Origin of the sequence: Marinobacter sp. S6332 (assembly GCF_023016045.1) — a bacterium.
Lineage (GTDB): Bacteria > Pseudomonadota > Gammaproteobacteria > Pseudomonadales > Oleiphilaceae > Marinobacter.
This window is the reverse complement of sequence record NZ_JALKAP010000019.1, coordinates 12,975-29,979: the sequence shown is the minus strand read 5'-3', so window position 1 is coordinate 29,979 and position 17,005 is coordinate 12,975. Positions and strand designations below refer to the sequence as shown.

14 protein-coding genes are annotated in these 17,005 nt (G+C 51.9%); 2 read left to right on the top strand and 12 right to left on the bottom strand.

The window, feature by feature from the left end:
* The first annotated feature begins 213 nt into the window (after positions 1-213).
* Complete coding sequence (locus MWU62_RS18250; RefSeq protein ID WP_247116192.1) at positions 214-1,131, top strand: DNA replication terminus site-binding protein; 918 nt, start codon at positions 214-216, stop codon at positions 1,129-1,131.
* Positions 1,132-1,147: 16 nt separating this feature from the next.
* On the opposite strand, the gene MWU62_RS18245 is transcribed toward MWU62_RS18250, so the two are convergent.
* From MWU62_RS18245 to MWU62_RS18210, 9 genes are all read right to left on the bottom strand, one after another.
* On the bottom strand, positions 1,148-1,417 hold the full coding sequence (locus MWU62_RS18245; RefSeq protein ID WP_247116191.1) for a hypothetical protein: 270 nt from the start codon (positions 1,415-1,417) through the stop codon (positions 1,148-1,150).
* A gap of 224 nt (positions 1,418-1,641) precedes the next feature.
* Positions 1,642-2,268 carry a hypothetical protein gene (locus tag MWU62_RS18240; protein ID WP_247116190.1) on the bottom strand — a complete coding sequence of 209 codons (627 nt, stop codon included), beginning with the start codon at positions 2,266-2,268 and terminating at the stop codon, positions 1,642-1,644.
* Positions 2,261-3,688, bottom strand: a complete 1,428-nt coding sequence (locus MWU62_RS18235; protein WP_247116189.1) for a hypothetical protein — start codon at positions 3,686-3,688, stop codon at positions 2,261-2,263. Before MWU62_RS18235 ends, MWU62_RS18240 begins: the two co-directional genes overlap by 8 nt.
* Complete coding sequence (locus MWU62_RS18230; protein ID WP_247116188.1) at positions 3,681-6,623, bottom strand: hypothetical protein; 2,943 nt, start codon at positions 6,621-6,623, stop codon at positions 3,681-3,683. Before MWU62_RS18230 ends, MWU62_RS18235 begins: the two co-directional genes overlap by 8 nt.
* The gene (locus tag MWU62_RS18225) at positions 6,616-7,398 is read right to left on the bottom strand and encodes a hypothetical protein (RefSeq protein WP_247116187.1); all 783 of its coding nucleotides are present in this window, start codon (positions 7,396-7,398) and stop codon (positions 6,616-6,618) included. Before MWU62_RS18225 ends, MWU62_RS18230 begins: the two co-directional genes overlap by 8 nt.
* A 977-nt stretch (positions 7,399-8,375) precedes the next feature.
* The gene (locus tag MWU62_RS18220; protein ID WP_281494970.1) at positions 8,376-9,068 is read right to left on the bottom strand and encodes an ADP-ribosylglycohydrolase family protein; all 693 of its coding nucleotides are present in this window, start codon (positions 9,066-9,068) and stop codon (positions 8,376-8,378) included.
* Complete coding sequence (locus tag MWU62_RS18955; RefSeq protein WP_281494969.1) at positions 9,065-9,490, bottom strand: ADP-ribosylglycohydrolase family protein; 426 nt, start codon at positions 9,488-9,490, stop codon at positions 9,065-9,067. The genes MWU62_RS18220 and MWU62_RS18955 overlap by 4 nt, the downstream gene beginning before the upstream one ends.
* 7 nt (positions 9,491-9,497) lie before the next feature.
* On the bottom strand, positions 9,498-10,148 hold the full coding sequence (locus MWU62_RS18215; protein ID WP_247116186.1) for a HEPN domain-containing protein: 651 nt from the start codon (positions 10,146-10,148) through the stop codon (positions 9,498-9,500).
* Positions 10,149-10,176: 28 nt separating this feature from the next.
* A complete protein-coding gene (locus MWU62_RS18210) occupies positions 10,177-10,797 on the bottom strand; it encodes a hypothetical protein (protein ID WP_247116185.1) in 621 nt (206 codons plus the stop codon).
* A gap of 220 nt (positions 10,798-11,017) precedes the next feature.
* Between MWU62_RS18210 and MWU62_RS18205 the strand changes: the two genes are divergently transcribed.
* Complete coding sequence (locus tag MWU62_RS18205) at positions 11,018-11,269, top strand: hypothetical protein (RefSeq protein ID WP_348645663.1); 252 nt, start codon at positions 11,018-11,020, stop codon at positions 11,267-11,269.
* A gap of 114 nt (positions 11,270-11,383) precedes the next feature.
* On the opposite strand, the gene MWU62_RS18200 is transcribed toward MWU62_RS18205, so the two are convergent.
* The 3 genes from MWU62_RS18200 to MWU62_RS18190 are packed head-to-tail and all read right to left on the bottom strand — an operon-like array spanning position 11,384 to position 17,000.
* Complete coding sequence (locus MWU62_RS18200) at positions 11,384-12,112, bottom strand: hypothetical protein (protein WP_247116184.1); 729 nt, start codon at positions 12,110-12,112, stop codon at positions 11,384-11,386.
* Positions 12,109-14,133 carry a BREX-3 system phosphatase PglZ gene (gene pglZ / locus MWU62_RS18195; RefSeq protein WP_247116183.1) on the bottom strand — a complete coding sequence of 675 codons (2,025 nt, stop codon included), beginning with the start codon at positions 14,131-14,133 and terminating at the stop codon, positions 12,109-12,111. Before pglZ ends, MWU62_RS18200 begins: the two co-directional genes overlap by 4 nt.
* Positions 14,130-17,000 (bottom strand): helicase-related protein, encoded by a 2,871-nt coding sequence (locus MWU62_RS18190; protein ID WP_247116182.1) that lies wholly within the window; start codon positions 16,998-17,000, stop codon positions 14,130-14,132. The genes pglZ and MWU62_RS18190 overlap by 4 nt, the downstream gene beginning before the upstream one ends.
* Positions 17,001-17,005 lie beyond the last annotated feature (5 nt).

The window sequence follows — 17,005 nt, the reverse complement described above, 5'->3', positions numbered from 1 at the left end:
TCGGAATAACGTGGCATGAATGCTCCCATGCCGCCCCTGATTGGTTAAATTCAGGCGAAATCGCCAACTGGACAACTAGGCTGACAGAGGGGGGCTGGGTGGATGGGCGGGTTTAGGGGGTGATGGTATATCCGTTTTGGGGTGTTGGGGTGTTGATTAGGTGGTTTTGTGAATCGGGGTAGAGTGATTTTAAACCCCGATCAGGAGACGACTGTGGATACTCGTACCCTCTCAACTGAACTGCACCGAGTGATGGACGCGCTTGATGAATCCCTCAATGAACTCCGGGCTCAGTTGTTGGCCTGTCAGCTGGACGCGTGCTGTGCGTTCCAGTTGCCCTTGGTCACGCCCGCAGAAGAACTTATGGAACCCAGACGAATCGAATCAATTCCTCTTTCGGGCGGGCCTGCTTTCAAGGCAGCTCTGGATGCTTTTACTCGTTTCCATACCGGTATGGAACTGTCCACCCGTGTGGTGTTCCGGTTGCCCGGTGCTGTGGCTGTCAGTTCATTATGTCCCGAGCACCTGATCGACCAGGTTCAGGACATCAACCAACTCAAAAAAACCTTCAACACACTGGCTCAAACCGTGCGGGACCCAGACGAACGGTTTGATCTCATTCACCTGAATTTCCCAGGGGTGGTTTTTCTGCAGGTCATTCGTGAGTTAAAAATCGTTTCGGAGCCGCTCAGGTCGGTGACCTTTTCATGGGGACACAAACCGGCGAGCCAGGTCATATCACTCGAAAGTGCTGACGCGAAGCTGGAATGGGCTGCAAAATATCCATCAACCGAAATGTTAGTGCGTACTGGCTTCACCCTTAACCAGCTGCAGCAAACAATCGCACGAGAACGATCATTTCTAGCTTCGCTGCCGTCAGAAACCAGTCTACGTTACCGCCGAAAACTGCGGGTTCGGCCGCTGGCTAACCTTCTATACGCGGAAGGCGCAAAGGTGCCTAAAGCCCAGAGGGATGCGCATTCCCCGCTGATCGCTATCAACTCCCCCAACGTGAGCCTCGGAAGACTCAAAAACTATGACGCAACCAAAAATCGACAGCGTAAGCGCCGGAAAGACCCTCGCGCCTGTGGCACGCCCGTATCCCGGGTACTGCCGATTTTCATTGTCTAGCTAACGGCTATCTGGGCTACGAGCCAGACTCACAGTCAATCAGCCCCTTGACCAACTCGGCAAAAAAACACCCTCCGGCAGTGATGGCCAAGGTAGATACCAGTTTGTACTTAACCAGAGATGCCACCAACGCGCTCACCGAATCGAAGCTGAGCCAGGGACTACCACCAGCCCCCTGCACAGCCCAGAACAGCAAGGCCAAGAAGCCTGCGCTGAGAAATGCTTTTAGGGTAAGCACCGGACCTTTTTCGTGGATGGCCATAAGCTGTTTGATGGTTGTTTTCATCGCTTTTCCTCATTGGGTTTTGTGTCTAACCATCCTTACACAAATCCCAAATCCACCAAGCTCGCCCATCTGTACACCTGCACACCATGTTCAACGATAGTTTGTGCATACCCGCTTGCGTCAACCGTAACTTCGGTAAAACTCCAGCATAGTGGGCGGCGGGTCGTGCGGTTGACGATGGCCGCATTAATGCTGACTTTGTGACTTAGTTAGAACCTCCTTAACTATTCCTCCTCATACTCCCGAACCAGCTCCTGCAGAAAGTACATACCGGCCAAACTCAGAAAGTATCGGGCTGCACCTGAGCGAAACAGAAGGTTGCGTTTTTCCAGGTAATCCAGGGCTTCCCCCAGGCCTTTTTCGAAGCGCGCAGCTCGAAGAATGTCCTGATACTCTTCATCGGCGGCCAGGGCGGCGAGGTCTTGCTCGCCCAATCCGGCATCGGGGCGGCCCAGGTAATCCAGATCCCGGCCACTTCGTGCAAAATAGCGCCCGATCAGGAGCAGTATCACCTGCACCCGAAAGGCATTCACATCGTGTTCTTCGCTCTCGTCGTCGCTGCTTTCCTTGAGAAAGAAAAAAGCACCGGTTTCATTGAACACCAGTTCGCTGCCCAGGTGTTCGTATAGCGTCCGAAAATGGGAGAGGTGATTGAACAGCAAATTGTAGAGTGGATTGGCGCGCAGCTCGGCGCGGTTGCTGTCCCACACATCCCGTACAATCACACGACCTGCCTGAAATTCCCGGTAAATGGCGGTGCTGTGGGCGGGCAGGATCTGTTCAAAGCTGCTGGTTTGTTCCGGATTGTCCACGTTTATGGCTGTTTCCATTGCGTTAGTGTATTCAGGCATAGCTTTGTTCTTGCTCGTTGACCGAAGCCTCGGTTTCAAGACGGCGCCTGCGATAAACAAACTGCTCGCCGTCCGATGGTTGCTCCAGCGTTCTGAAACGGTTGGTAGTCACCACCCGCATACCCTCCGGGGGCGAGTTCAGCAGCCGGTTAAGCGCCGCCAGCAAATCCGGGAAGCGGTAGCCGGGAATAAAACCATCCAGGCGGCCGTGCAATTCCCTCACCAGATCCATCGTGGGCCGCAGCTCCAGGGATTCCAGCCAGTGATAAAGCTGGTTGATGCGCTGGGCATCGATACGGGTGTGTCGGCCACTTCCGTCCACTTCCTGCAACACCGGAGCCTCGGCTTGTCGCCGAAGATCACTGAGGCGCAACTCCAGCTCGCTGAACAGCAACTGGTAATAGCTGGATGAGTTACCGAAGGCGTAGCGCTTGGGGTGCTGCTGGGCGCGCAAACCCACGAGAAAACCGGTGCTGCGAGCAAAACCTCCACCTTCCAGCCACTTGCGGCGCAGGCTGAGGGTTTCGGTTTCATCCTTGAGTTCCCTGAGTTTGCCAAAGAAATGCTCCATGGCATTGTACTGGGACATGCCACGCCGGGTTTTCCGCAGGAAGTGTTCCACCTCCCGGGCAACCGTCTGAATGGGTTTGTACAGAGCGTTGAGGCTGATGGATGAGCGGAATAACTGATCCGCCAGGTCGTCTTCGCCGGCATTTTCAAGCAGCCTGATCATAGTTTCCAGAGTCTCAAACAGGTTGCTGCCATCGGGGAGCCGTGTGTCCGGGTTCAGAAACACCAGAGTCGGTTTGATATGGCGTTCATAAAGGGTAACGATCTGTTCAAACAGGTTCTGGCGGAATTCCAGATATTTTTCCGGGGTTCGGCTGGCATCGCTGGACAAGTCCGCAAGCTGCGCGCTGATGGTTTGCATGCGCAGAACGTTCTGGCGCAGCAAACCAATGAGTTGGCTTACGCGCTCGTTCAGATCGTCCCGCAGTTCGGTGTAATCCGGGTCAGCTGCGCTGAAGCTGCTGGTTTCCAGGCGATTACGCACATCACGAAGGGTTACCAGATGGCCTCGCAGGCGGGCATCGGTCAGCTCCTGATACAGTGACGCGTTGCAGGCCCGCATCAGGTTGATCAGGGCATCCTGAAACACAAGCCGCCGCTCGCCTTCGGCCTTTACAATATCGATCACCAGACCGCTGCGGAACAGGTTGTCAGTGTTCATCGCCAAACGCACCCGGCTTCTGTCGGCTTTGCCCAGTGTGCTGGTGTAGTCCATCACTTCGGCCACAAGATCACTTTCCCGGATATGCCGGGTCTCGTTCCTGTCCATCCGCTCGATCAACCTGAACAGGATCTTCGGATGCTCGAACAGAAGCCGGGCCGTGTCCAGGGTGCTGAAGCGTTTACTCATCCGCCGGCTCCAGCAGATTGGTCTGGGTCTGATCTGCCCACTGGCTCAGTGGTTCGCCGTTGGTGAAACCCTCGGCACCGCCCCAGAACACCAGTGTACGCTGTGGGTTGTAGGGGCGTGATGTGCGCATCTGCCCTACCTCCAGATGCCGGCCAATCAGGTAAATCACTTCCGCACTGGCGCTGTGGGTGGCGGCGGAGAACAGATTAAAGCCCTGCTTGCGCAGCCTTTCCAACAACGAGGGCAACTGGCTGATGTCCACACTGGCCAACTCGTCCAGCACCATGGGGAACGACAGCTGCACGCCCGGATACAGCACCCGCTTTAACAACCGGTGTACCAGTTCCAGGTTGATGAGAGCCGTTGTGGATGTTGACTGGCCTTTCTTGTCCAGATTTACGGTGTTTTCCTTACGGGTTCGGTAGGAAATGCCGGTAATCACCTTATCCATGGTCAGGCGCTTACTGTCGCCCTGGTCGCCGAAAAAGTCCGCTACGAACACCCGCAAACGGTCGTAAAAAGCGTCCGACTGCAACTGGTCGCCATAAGGGTCGATGTTATTGGCTTCTTCCACCAGGTTGCGAAATTTTGGATCGGTATGGATATCCACACGAATCTCTACCAGATCGTTGATTCGTACGCCGTCCAGTTCGCGATTGAGCTGGGCTTCAAAACGGGCAATGTGTTCATGGTTGGATTTCAGAGCCTGCCGGTAGCTGGCAACGGTCTCGTTGTGAATCCCGATTTGCTGTTCCAACATACTCCAGCGCTCGGCCATGCCGGCAAACAAATCGGAAAGGCTTTTAAAGGTTTCGCGGATTACTGATGACGCCGGGCTGTCTTTCTGCAGAGCGCCTTCCGTGTCGTCATGGATATTCAGGTAGACGAACTGGCGCAGGTGATCAAGGATACTGATTCGGCGTTTTTCAAGATCATCCAACTGAGTCTGTAGATCGTCAAACGCGGCCACAGATACCTGTTCCACTGCGAGCGGTTGTTCCGATTTCAAGGCTTGCAGGTACGGGAAGCGGTGCTCCACGGTACCCACACTGCGGCTCAGGCCCGCAAGCTCCCTCTCCCGCTCTTCAATGCGCTCTTTTTCTGATTTGGCTTTGGCCGCTTTTTGCTGAACCGCATCCTGTTTCTCCTGCTCCACCCGGGCTTGCTCGTTCAGCTTGGCCAACTGCTCGTCAGCCGCTGCTCTGTCTTCTGTAGCATCTTTAAGGGTGGTCGCCGCTGCCGGAAAACGGCTCAGGGTTTCCAAATCTTTCTCAATAGCGCGGATTTCCTTTTCTGTACGCTCAATCAGGCGCGGACGGTCGTATTCCTGACTGGAGGTACCGGCAAGTTCGGAGCGTTCCTTTTCAAGACCATTGAGTTCGCCCTGGATTTGCTGGCGTTGCTCGGCATAATTGGCCTGGCTTGCCGGTTGCGCCTGATATTCGGTGTCGAACCAGTCAAAGCCTCGGTCGTTGGGCACAAACAGCCGGGCAAAAGCTTCGATGGTGGCCTTGCTGTTGGCATCCAGATCCTGGCCGGGGCTGGCCATCATCAGTCGCGGGTCGACGGCTCGTAAAGGCGCGGCAATGGCTTCGTCCAGTTGGTTTTGCATTTGCCATTGCTGCTTGCTTTCCCGAACCTTCAAGGCGTCGCGTTTGCGTTCAAGCTCGTCTTTTTTCTGCTGGATCTGCCCCAGCCGTATTTCCGCCTGGGCGGCACTTTTCAAGGCAGCCAGGTGGTTTTTCTTGTCCGCCAGCTCCTCTTTCTGGACCTCCTCGATTTCCTGAAGGGTCAGGTCACCGTATTGCGACAGCAGTAATTCACCATCCTTCTGGTTCTGCTCCGCCTGTTTGATACGCCGGTCAGCAGAGCGGATCTCTCCTTTCAGACCATTTTCTTCCTGATCCAGTTTTTTCAGGGCCTGCTGCAAGTGGCGCAGAATATCGTTCTGCTCATTGAACGCTTCCACCGCCGTTTTGCGCCGTTTGCCAATGTCCTGCAGGGCATTGGTTACGCCATCCCGAAGTGCAGCAAAGTCGTACTGACTGCGAAGCAAAGACTGATAGGCCTGATAATCCCGGTGCAACTTTTCGAACCGGGAGCGCTCTTTTTCAATCTGGTTCAGTTGGGTTTGTTGCTGCTTTAACTGATCATGGCGATTGAGGAAGTCGTCTATGTTGAAATCGAAGGCGTCATCGGCAAATTTCTTGTCCGCCTCAATGATGCTGGCCACGGCATTGGCCATGGCCTGATCGTCGGCCTTCATTTCAAACAGCAACAGAATCAGGGTGCGCAAAGACTGCACCCGGCGCTCGTCAGATTCACCTAGCGGCAGAACGGAATAGCGCACGGCATCCGCGTTCATCAATTCGCTGCTGTACAGCATCTGTTTAAACTTGGCCGGGTCACTCACCAACCGGGTTTCTTTGGAGAGTTTTTTCAACACTTCTGACAACCTGCTGAACGACAACTCCGGCACCGCCATGCCAATACCCGCCTCATCCTCGCCGTTCCAGAATAACGGCCGCAATTGCTCGTAGCTTACAGGCGCAAAAGCCCTGCCATAGCTGAGCTGGCTGGCGTTGTCCCGATAGAGGATCTGGCAATGCACACCGGCCGGGTTCTCGGCTTCCATAATCAGGAAACTGAACTGGCTGGGAAAGTAATGCTGGTAGCTTTCTTCGTTGGTGTAAAAGCTGCCCGCGCTGGCATTGCGGAAGGCGAATTTCTTGCGGCTGTTCTTGAAGTTGTTTTCAGGTAGCAAGAACAGGCGCAAGGAGTTCAGCAGGCTGGATTTACCCAAGTTGCCCGGGCCCAGGATCAAACCGTGGTTATCCACCGGGATTTCCACGTAACAAAAGCCAGCGGAGTCCACCAGCACAAGGCGGCGGATGCCGAAGGTGAAATTGCCCGGGATCGTTTGAGGTTCACTCATTCAGAACCAACTCCTGTTCCATGAATTTTCCAGTGGTTCGGAAAGCCTCTGCCAACAACACAAACCCCAGGTTTTCCGCAAGCGCTATGGCTTTTATAAATCTTTCAGTGCTGTCTGGTACTTTGCGGAACTGGCTCTGCCATGGCTGCCAGTTGGCCGGCTGTACAAAATGCGCTCTCTCATGGAGAGAAGCAGCAATCGTCGAGAACATGTGCAGGCCACCCGCATCATAATCGAAGGCGCAGAATACGTCTTCATAGCCTTTCAACCATTCAAGAACAGCGCCCCGGGTAATCCGGTTGCCACCACCCAAAACCACATCACACTCTGGTAACTCCAACCGCCTGCCCAGCGTCTCACTGGCAAAGTTCAGCATCTGCCTATAGTGATAAAAATTTTGCTCGTTCTCGACCACCAGAACAGAGCGGGCGCGCTGGAAGCCAAAGTCCACGGAATCACTCCCGATGACCACCACATACGGCCGGTCAGACTCCAATCCATCACGATAAACAAGTAGAAAACTGACGTCAGTACCGTGACGGTGAGAATTGCCTTTTTTTGCGGCCTCTACCCGGCTGCCGGGGGCCTCCATTACATTCTGCAGTTCCGCAAACGCGGCGTCATCCAGAACCCTTACCAGCCACTGATTGGCTTGCACTTTCTCTGTAGCAAACAGATCCTTGTGGAGACGGCGAAACGGCTCCGGAAGCTGTTTCAGAAAAGCTCCGTAGTTAATGGGCTGGCCGCCGAGTATTTTTTTAATATATCTGTTCACGGTTTGTTCACAACCTCTCAGACGCCGGAAGCGGAAGGGGGAGTAACTACTGAATAGAATACGCCTAATAATCGATTTCAAATGTCGGCAAATGGTCTTTTTTAGCGTCATTCACGAAAATTAGTAAATTTTTAGACTTCAGCTGACCGGTACCAGTGCGTCACCGATTCGATAACTGAACTGGCTGGAGGCCCGAAACGGTAGAGTACATTTTTTGCCAATTTCCCTAAAAATTAGTCCGCCCCTATTCACGAAGCCATGCGTCGTGAATAGGAGGCATGGTTATTCACGAGGCACCTCAAATTTGATGTTGAACCACACCCCAAAAGGTCCAAGAATTGAAAAAAATAATTTTTCTTATACCAATTGCGTACAACCTGCATTAGTTACTATTCACGGGGAGGTGTCGCCGTTGAGCCAACCTGTAAATGAAGCAGGCACCCCTCGTGCATAGTTCTATGCGCGAGGGCGTGTTTGAAATATAAAAACGTCCAATTATCGAGTATCAGACTGGTCTGTGAACGACACTCATTCTGCGGCTCTATGTGCATATATACTATTCACGAAGGGGGTATCGACGTAGAAAACACTTAATTATTAGGCAGGCATGCTACGCGCATAAACACTATGCGCGAAGGGGGCGCTGACATATAAAAACATCTAGTTAACGAACGTCAAATTACTCAGTGAACGAAGCCAATCTTGTGGCTCTACTTGCATAAAAAACTATTCACGAAGGGGGTATCAACGTAGAAAACACTAAATTATTAGGCAGGCATTCTACGCGCATAAATACTATGCGCGAAGGGGGCGCTGACATATGCTGAATATAATGAAATTTCAGGGAGAGAGTGAACGAGTGCGGCCAAAAGCTTGGGTTTCCGCCGCTAGGAGCCCACGAAATGCCGACGTCTAATGAGAACTGGGACATTGCCTACATGTGAAGCCCGCAAACAGATAGAAAAATCAGCGAAGAGCTAATACCCCGGATAACGCTCCCACAGCTCATGGTCGTCGCTAAAGCTTTTCCACGTCGAACAAATCCACAAATCCTCAGCAACCGCTTCGATGACCGATTTGAGTTCCAGCGGTTTCAGCCACCGTTCCGGAATTACGTTCACACCCAGCATTGCACCAAGAATGTTCCCGGTAATAGCTCCGGTAGAATCCGAATCGCCATCGTGATTGACCGCCAGAACGACAGCTTCTTCAAAGCTCTGTGCAACCAGTGCGCAGTAAACAGATACAGCCAGAGCTTCCTCAGCTACCCAACCCTCACCCAACTGTTTAATAGCCTCATGATGAGGGATATCTGCAGTACTCAGCCGAACCGCGTTATCAAGTGCGTGGAGAGTCTCCTCATGGCCACGATGACAAACCAACAGTGTCTTGGCGTGCTGAAGAGCCTCCATCAAAGTGGCACCATCAACCAGCGCATATACCATCACAGCAAGCACGCCACCCGTAAGGTATCCACTTGGGTGGCCATGGGTGATTGCTGCTATATTTGCGCCCAGCTCAAAGACCTGGTCACTTTCGACCTTACTCATAAAGTGCCAGCAGAACAAACCAACCGGCGCTACCCGCATGACGCCACCGCACCCCTTGCTGTCGTTTGCTGCAGGTTCCTCTGCTTCTTCCATATCCCGCAACGCACTCAGGCAAGTCATCCCCGGGCACGTTGATGATGGAGTTCAGGCTGCTGATGCAGCCAACCATCCATATCTGCTGGCACGCGCTGGTTGCGTTCGCCTTGTGTTGCCAACCACCGGATATAAGCGTGACCCACCGTGCCAACAAAGCTTGTTGTTCCTCTCGCAAGCCCACGCACTCGGCCTCTCAACAAACCCTCTGCGGTATACAGAGTCATCTGGGTGTCGTCGGTGATTTTGCCCTTGCCTCCGTAGGCATTGGCATAGTCGGTAATGCCGCATTCGCCAAACTTCTGAAGGATCTGCGCACGGGACATGAATTCCACGGCACCACCCAGAGCATCGCCTGCTGCGCCGCCGAGCAGGCAACCGAAAAAGCGTTCCCTGGTAACATTTTTCGATTCGGTGGCCGAGATCCAAGGTTCTAAGTTGTTTTGCATTAAAAATTTACCCTTCAACGACTGGATAACAAGCGTCACCCCAAAGCGTATCTGAGTTATCCATCATGATCGTGAGAATAGCAGGCACCAGCTTTTCCATGAGTGCTACGCAGTCTCTTACCTGGTCGCGGTTCACGGAGCTGTTCCAGGTCGCACCCCCATGAATCAGCTGATTGCGAAGCGTATAGATCCGGTGCAAAGCAATGCCCAATACCGTTGGCGTATCCTGCCTGCCCAAAGCTGCCTGAGCGGCAACCTTCGCTTTCTCGAACTGGCTTTCCCACTCTTCCTGCGTGATTTTATCGTTATGGAAATCCCAGAATCCCTGGAAAACATAGCGGTTACTCAACAATACTCGGATGCTTTTCGGGAACTCTGTCCAAGTCAGTTGTTCAAGAAGGCGATTACCATCCAAATCCGATAGCTTTTCAAGGAAGCTTCCGAAGGACAACTTTTCCGATGTGCGATACTCGTCGTCAATTTCCGTGGCGTAAGCTGCGTTAAAGGCTATCCAGAGAAAGATGAACCGGCCGTCTGGATCTTCCGCTTGCTCGGCACGCTGAAGCCAGCTTAACGACCGGTGAACGCGGAGGCTGAGGTTTGTGTGGTAGTTGTCTCGTTCGGCTCTGTGGCGCTGTTTTAGTTGCTGATAATCCACGCTATCCCCTTTGGCACCAAGCCCACTCTCATGAAGTTACAGTTGGATGAAACACTGGCTTAAAACCACTGTTAAAAATATTCACCACCGAAGGCGGAGTCAAAACATCAACGGTTTCTGGTAAGTCTCTCCTTTCCACAGCTGAATACCCCTCAAAACTCCATTTCAACAAATTTTGATCACACACTGCATAGCTATCACTGCCGACCTGAAACATGGTTCCGTGGGGTAGATCCGCCAACGAATGTCGCCAAGTAACTTTTTGATCTCCGTCTACCCGCTCAGCATGAAGAACGTTATCCATTTGAGGCGCCCGAACAGCAGAATCACCATCCTGGTTATTGGCGTAACCCCAAGCATCACGAAATTCATTAAAACGAGCGCGGCGGCACTCTGCGCAAGGGCGGTGCCCGGCAGCAAATGCCGTCACCTCATCGAGAAAGAAAAGCTCAGTGTAAAGGCCGGGGGACATCAGTTCTCGCCGCCTATCTTTGAATTCCAGAAGGCAGGTAATCCAAGCTTTGCTCTTAAATAGGTGCCGCACCTCTTTCTTTGAGTTGTGCAGCACGCCCCTGTTGCCCATTAGGGTGCCGCGAGCTGACGTAACGTCAATTATTCCCTGTGGGGTTGTCCGGTTTTGTAATGACATGGTTTGCAGGCTTCCTTTTCCAGGTCAGTGGTATATCGTCGCCAGGCTCACAGCCCATAGATGCTGCTAATACTCCCAAAATTAATTGTTTGCAGACACGACCATCGAGTTTCATAAATATTTGTCAGCCCCCTTTCGCGATCTACCCTTCATCAACAAAGTTGAACCTTCAACCCAATCCTTTACTATGCTCAGCTGATCCAAAGGAAGCGAACTCAACGTGAAATTACTCAACACTTACGACGACCGAGACGAGGCAGAATACGCTAAACAAGTTCTCAAAGGTCAAAAGCGATTAGCGAGTGAGCGCGATAGCACCGTCGTTATCTATAACCTTTTTGGCCAACCCAGCGGGGGCAACTTTCACCGTCTTGGCATGTTCAACCTGGACAAGCTTTCTGCGCTTTTGGCACATCGCGCAAGCTGGACGTCCGAGGAAAAAACCGACATGCAGAAATCGTTACTGTGCTAAGAGCCGTTGAAAAAAATTATAATTTAACCATCCCTGCTCACTAGCTATGAAGGCTGCTAGATACAGCTGTGTATCACAATGCGAAAACCCATATAAAGCACAAATTATTCACGATCAAGCCTTCCGCAATGCCACGATAGTCTCGCCTATTCCCTGGTGTATAATATTTATAAGCGACGATTGGGTTGGCTGAAAAATTCCAGGAAACGCGTCGAACGGAAACAGAGCTGGCTCAGCTGTCAATTCGTCAACCATTACCCTTGGCTTTTCACTGGAAAGCAACGGGGCTATAACCAACCAAGTTGCTAACTCGGTATTATGCTGACCAATTTTACTGTTCGGGTGAAACAGGCTCTTACTCTCAGCTTTCAGAACACCCCATTGTGCAAGGCTCTGCAAAAGACGGGCTGTTGCCCGCCTCACTGTTTCTGTATCACCATGCTGCTCAACACTACGTCGGACCAACTCTTTGCTGATAATATCGTCCTGCAGCCTTAGCAGGCGCCCTATCAGCCGAGTAAGTGATGCGAAGAACGGATAGCTCGCAAGGGCCAACCCCCAATGAATAGCCAGGCGCTCGTCACGACTGGCGCTCGGGAACATCTCGATTGCCTGCCTTTTGAACTGCTCACTCTCCGGTTTGGTATTGACCCATATTCCAAACAACACGTTTTTCGTTTTACGCAGTGAGGTTGCGCCATTGATAAACGGTTTCAAGTAGTCATCCACCAGTCCATGAAGTGCTTTTCGATCTTTGCCTTCGATCACCCATTGCGCTATCTGATCAAGCCAGTCACGTTCGATATAACGATCAAAGCCAACTGCTAGTTTCTTATCGCTCACGAATTCTCTCTCGCATACGTAATATGGGGGACGATAACTTCTTCAATGCAAATGCCGCCATGTCCAACAATGGTGTCGCCTTTTGCTACAAAAGCTTCACGGCCGGTCATAACCAGTGGCCAAGCATCTTTAGGTAGCCCGACCTGCGGCCAACAATAGATTCCAGCCCTTTCCTTCACAGACTCAAACACCTGCTGACGCAGCGTATCTGACGAGTAAAGCCGCATTCGTTCACCGCGGCTTCTGGCAACACTGCCCTCACTGACCTTTCCGCCGCCAACCGCAGCAACGTTCCCGTGGTCTGAAGTCAGGTGAACCCTGTAGCCTTTGCGGAGTAGTTCGTTGATGAGGTCACCCAGCACGCCTTGCTGAGCCCAGAGCTTTATCTGGTTGTGCATTCCGGCCGCTCCCAGCTGCATTCCGTGCATCATATCGTCGACGGTGTTGATCACAAGTCCCAGCACTCGCATGCGCGGATCTTCGGTTCGTTCCTTCAACGCCTTAATGCTCGTTGCGTCGACCGTCACCTCATAATGAATCTGGGTTTCGGACAGCCCCTGCTCAACCCAGAAATTCCGCCAAGCTCTACCCTCTTTGCTTGTGGTAGAGAGTGTTTTGGGAAATTGGTGAGGCGCTTTGGCAGAGAACAAAGCCTGTCGCGATATGGAGGTTACCGTTGGAACCCATGCAAACATAAATGACTCGTCTACCACATCTCCAAGGTGCATATGATTTCTTAACGTCGCCCACTGGTCCATCGAAAGCCCGTCGACAAGAATCAATGCGACTTTGGAGGTTTGATTCCGACTTATATCCCTAGCCATCAGCTTTGGAAGGTGATGCAGCATTGCAGGGGGCACTGGTGGCTGGGTGTGAAGGCTGCCGTAGGACGAAACCATCCAGTCTTTGAAGCGAATATCTACCTGCTTCTGCAGGTCCAGAAAAAGCGACCAGTCGATCAGATTAGGTTGGGTATGGTAAATCGCCGTAAGCTCGGCCCATCTTGCGGAAAATACGAACCAGTTCTGGTAACGCGCATCCGCTTCCGGCAATGACTCACTGCAAAGCCCTATCAAGCCAGAAGCTTTCTGCTTCACATCTGCTTCAGGGTCCAGCTTAACTCCCATTCTGCACCAGTGATCGCGTAACAAGGGCTTCTGATCAAAATCTATTTCGATTGGTTGCAGATGCCCCTCTAGAAATAGGTTATCGATGTAAACTTTCACATCGTCATGACCAAAAGGCAGAACGACATTGACCCGCACCTTTCGTCCAGAAAAGCCTGTCTCCAACGGCTCCTTGCTTCCACCTTTACGGACATTCTCCGATACAGCGTAAACATAGGGCCGCCAATTGTGTTGAAGAAATTCAAAAAACAACTGCCGGTTGACGATTACCAACTCTAGTGGCCAATCCTTGAATTCAGCGCGTTTACGCAACAATTTGGCCAAGCGCGCCTTCAGCAAGTCAGGTAATGCAATATCGCGATAGGCTAGGCGTAAGAGCACCCTGAGGAGATCAGACCCGGTTTGAATCACCTCCGGCGCTACCTGAAACACATGGCGCAACACGAAATCTCGTGTTGCCAAGTCGCCAAGTTTGCCAGGCATAAACTCATCAACGGCCCGATAAAGAAGATCTAGCTCCAACGCCTGAAGCTGCCGAACGATTGGCGAAAAAAGATCAGGAAAGCAATCACTGATATTAATCGACTCGACTCTCGCCCGATTAATAACGTCAAACGGTAAAGACCTAGCTTCTGGTGCGTCTTCTCCCAAGCTGATTACAAGTGTTCGCTCCCGCCCTACCTCATCACCCCGGATACGGGTCTCATAGAAATGGCGGAAAGCAATTGGGTCATCGTAGGCATAGAACTGAACATCCCGAGCTTGAAGCATTTTTTGAATGCCAGGCTCAGCCAACAACCCGTCAGTGTCCTCGACAACGAAAAAGTCACTCAGCCCGGGCTCTAGCGCCCGAAGGATGGGTTTTCGCCATGACTCATACAAATCGGATGTCATAGGCCCACGGCCTCTGGAACAACCCGGAGCACCAACAAAGGATTAAGCTCTGGCGCTGTCTGTTTTCGATGGTTTAGATTCGACCGCCAATCACTTACTTCTGTGTCCAGCAAACCTAACCGATAGTTTCTGACTTCCGGTAACCCAATACGCGCTACAGCTTTTCGCCTGGCAGTAAATCCGTAATTAGTTTTCTCCGCTTCCTCATCCAGTGCGCACTCATATTCTTGTTTGAGTGCTAGGAAAGCGCCCTCCCCGGCAATAATCGCTTGTTCTTTTAAAGCGTCAAAAACTGACTCAGGACGTTCACTCAGGTCGGGCTCCCCGAACACCGGAACATGGCTAAGCAGTGTTTCCCAGATCCTCTTAGCCGTCGCCGGAAAGCTTTTACCTTCGCAACTAATAAACAATGGGAAAAATGCCGTACATGAGGCGCGCGGATTACTAATATCAGGATCAACCGGTTCCAACTTGATCTGCCATAGTGACCATGTCCCATCGACCGTATCTGGAAGGCCCGCAATCGAACATACCGGAATAGGCTCAGCAGGGATCCACCGTGGAGGATTGTAAATAAGTCCTCGGATTTTTGGCTGTTCAAGGCTGATTTGAACTTCTTCAGCAGCCCTTTCCGCCAAGTGAGACTTGCCACCCCTAGGTTCGTTAGTGTTAGAGCCCAAAAACCGGCATGACCTCCACTCCTCGCCATCAGGCCAAATCAAATCCCAAAGCTCCTGACGGCCGTTATCGACTTTCTCAGCTTGACCATGAGTAGAATGCCTTAGGTAAGACAGCGTCATTCTCTCCAACCAGTGAGGTAAAGGATGACGCCGTAACTCATTGGCCTGTTCCGGATCTATCGGGGTATCATCGACAAACAATGCTTTGCTACTTTGACTAGCGCTAGCTTTGGATTTGAGTTCTTCAAGGGCACGTGCGACTTCGTCATCAATAGCACCTGGATTCTGGATGGCTCCGGTATATAGTTCATCAAACAACTGCCCAGCCTGAGCAGAGTCGAGAACATCACCGGTTTTGTCGACTCCGAACTGTTCGAGAATTATCGCCAACTTTTCTTCCAGAACTTCCCGCACTCGATGCTCCACCGTGTCCGCCAGTACGAGGTTGATGGCGCGGACCACGCGCTTCTGGCCGATCCGATCTACGCGACCGATACGTTGCTCCAAGCGCATTGGGTTCCATGGAATATCGTAATTGATAATAACGTGACAAAACTGCAGGTTAAGACCTTCACCACCAGCATCGGTGGAAATTAGAATACGAGCCGGGCCTGAAAATTCATTCTGCACATCCTTGCGCTCGCTCATACTCAAGGAGCCATTAAGAGTGGCCACCAACATGCCACGGGCTCTTAGAAATTCCGCCAACATCATCTGCGTGGCTACGAACTCGGTAAAGATCAGGACTTTGAGGTTGGGATCGTTTTCCTCACGCTGTAATTCAGTAACCAAGCCCAATAATGCATCTGCCTTTGCGTCGATGTCGCTGTTGACACATTGGTCCGCAAGGTTGAGTAGCCACTCAACTTCTTGCTGTTCACTTTTAAGCGCTTTTGCGGTTCTCACAAACTCGCGATTGTTCAGCATTGTTTCTACTTGTTGCTGACCATCCAGATCTTCCCAGTCTTCCTCGGTAAGCAAACTGTCTTGCTGTGCGAGACTTGGTTTTATCAAAACCTGTAGCCGACGCTCCAAGGTACCCTTTATCGCCGATGGACTAGAGACGACAAGGCGCTGCATCAGAATCATCAGAAAGCCGACGGCATTCTGTTTACTCGCAAGTGCCTGGTTATAGCCATCGCGCACATACTCAGTCACTGCCTCGTAAAGATCTCTCTGCGGCCCATGACGGGGCTTCCACGCAATCGATTTGAGCTCTGTTCTACGTGGTCGAAACAGCGGATTTCCATCAGCATCAATCGCCTGTCGTTTTTCGGTGCGAATGACGTAGGGTTTTACACGCTCCTCAGTAATGCTCGACTCATCTGGAAAAGCCTCTCGGTCTAATAAAGCCATCAGTCGGTGGAAGCCATCCGACTTTCCTTGGTGAGGTGTTGCGGAGAGCAACAGAAAATAGGGTGCAGCGTCAGATAGCCCCTGCCCAAGCTTGTATCGGGCAACTGACTCAGTACTGCCCTGCAAGCGGTGAGACTCATCCACAACAATCAAATCCCAACCTGCTGCAATCAGATCATCAAAACGACGGCGGTTATAGTCTTCGACCTTCTGGATATTCCACCCTCGTCGCTTTTCGATGGGCTTTATGGAATCCATTGAGCAAATGACTTGATCATGACTGGCCCAGATGTTGTCTGAAGAACTCCGGTGCTCGCCAGGTAAAATAAGGTGGAACGTCTCGTTAAAGTGGACATCCATCTCACTGATCCACTGGGTAGCCAACCCCTTCGGCGCCACCACTAGAATCCTTCTAGCCAAGCCCCGCAGTTTAAGCTCTCGCATAATAAGGCCGGCTTCAATAGTTTTGCCAAGACCCACTTCGTCCGCTAACAAATAGCGCACCTGAGGCTTACTCATTGCACGATTCAGACATTTGAGCTGATGCGGTAGAGGAATTACGTTGCTGCTGATCGGTGCCAGTAGAATATCATCGTTCTGGCTGGCGGCTATTCGGGCCGCGGCGGCCACATAAGCAACATAATCCGGTGTTACTCGACTGTCGCCACCCAAACAAGACAACTGGTTTATTGGCAGTTTTACGACAGCGCCACTTTGAGGCAACCATACCCTGCATGCTCCACTACCCCAGAGTGACGAAGCTTCAATAACTTTGCCACCCTGCTCGTGAGTATATGACCACACCCACTGGCCCACCTCGAAGTTCGTCACGTCAG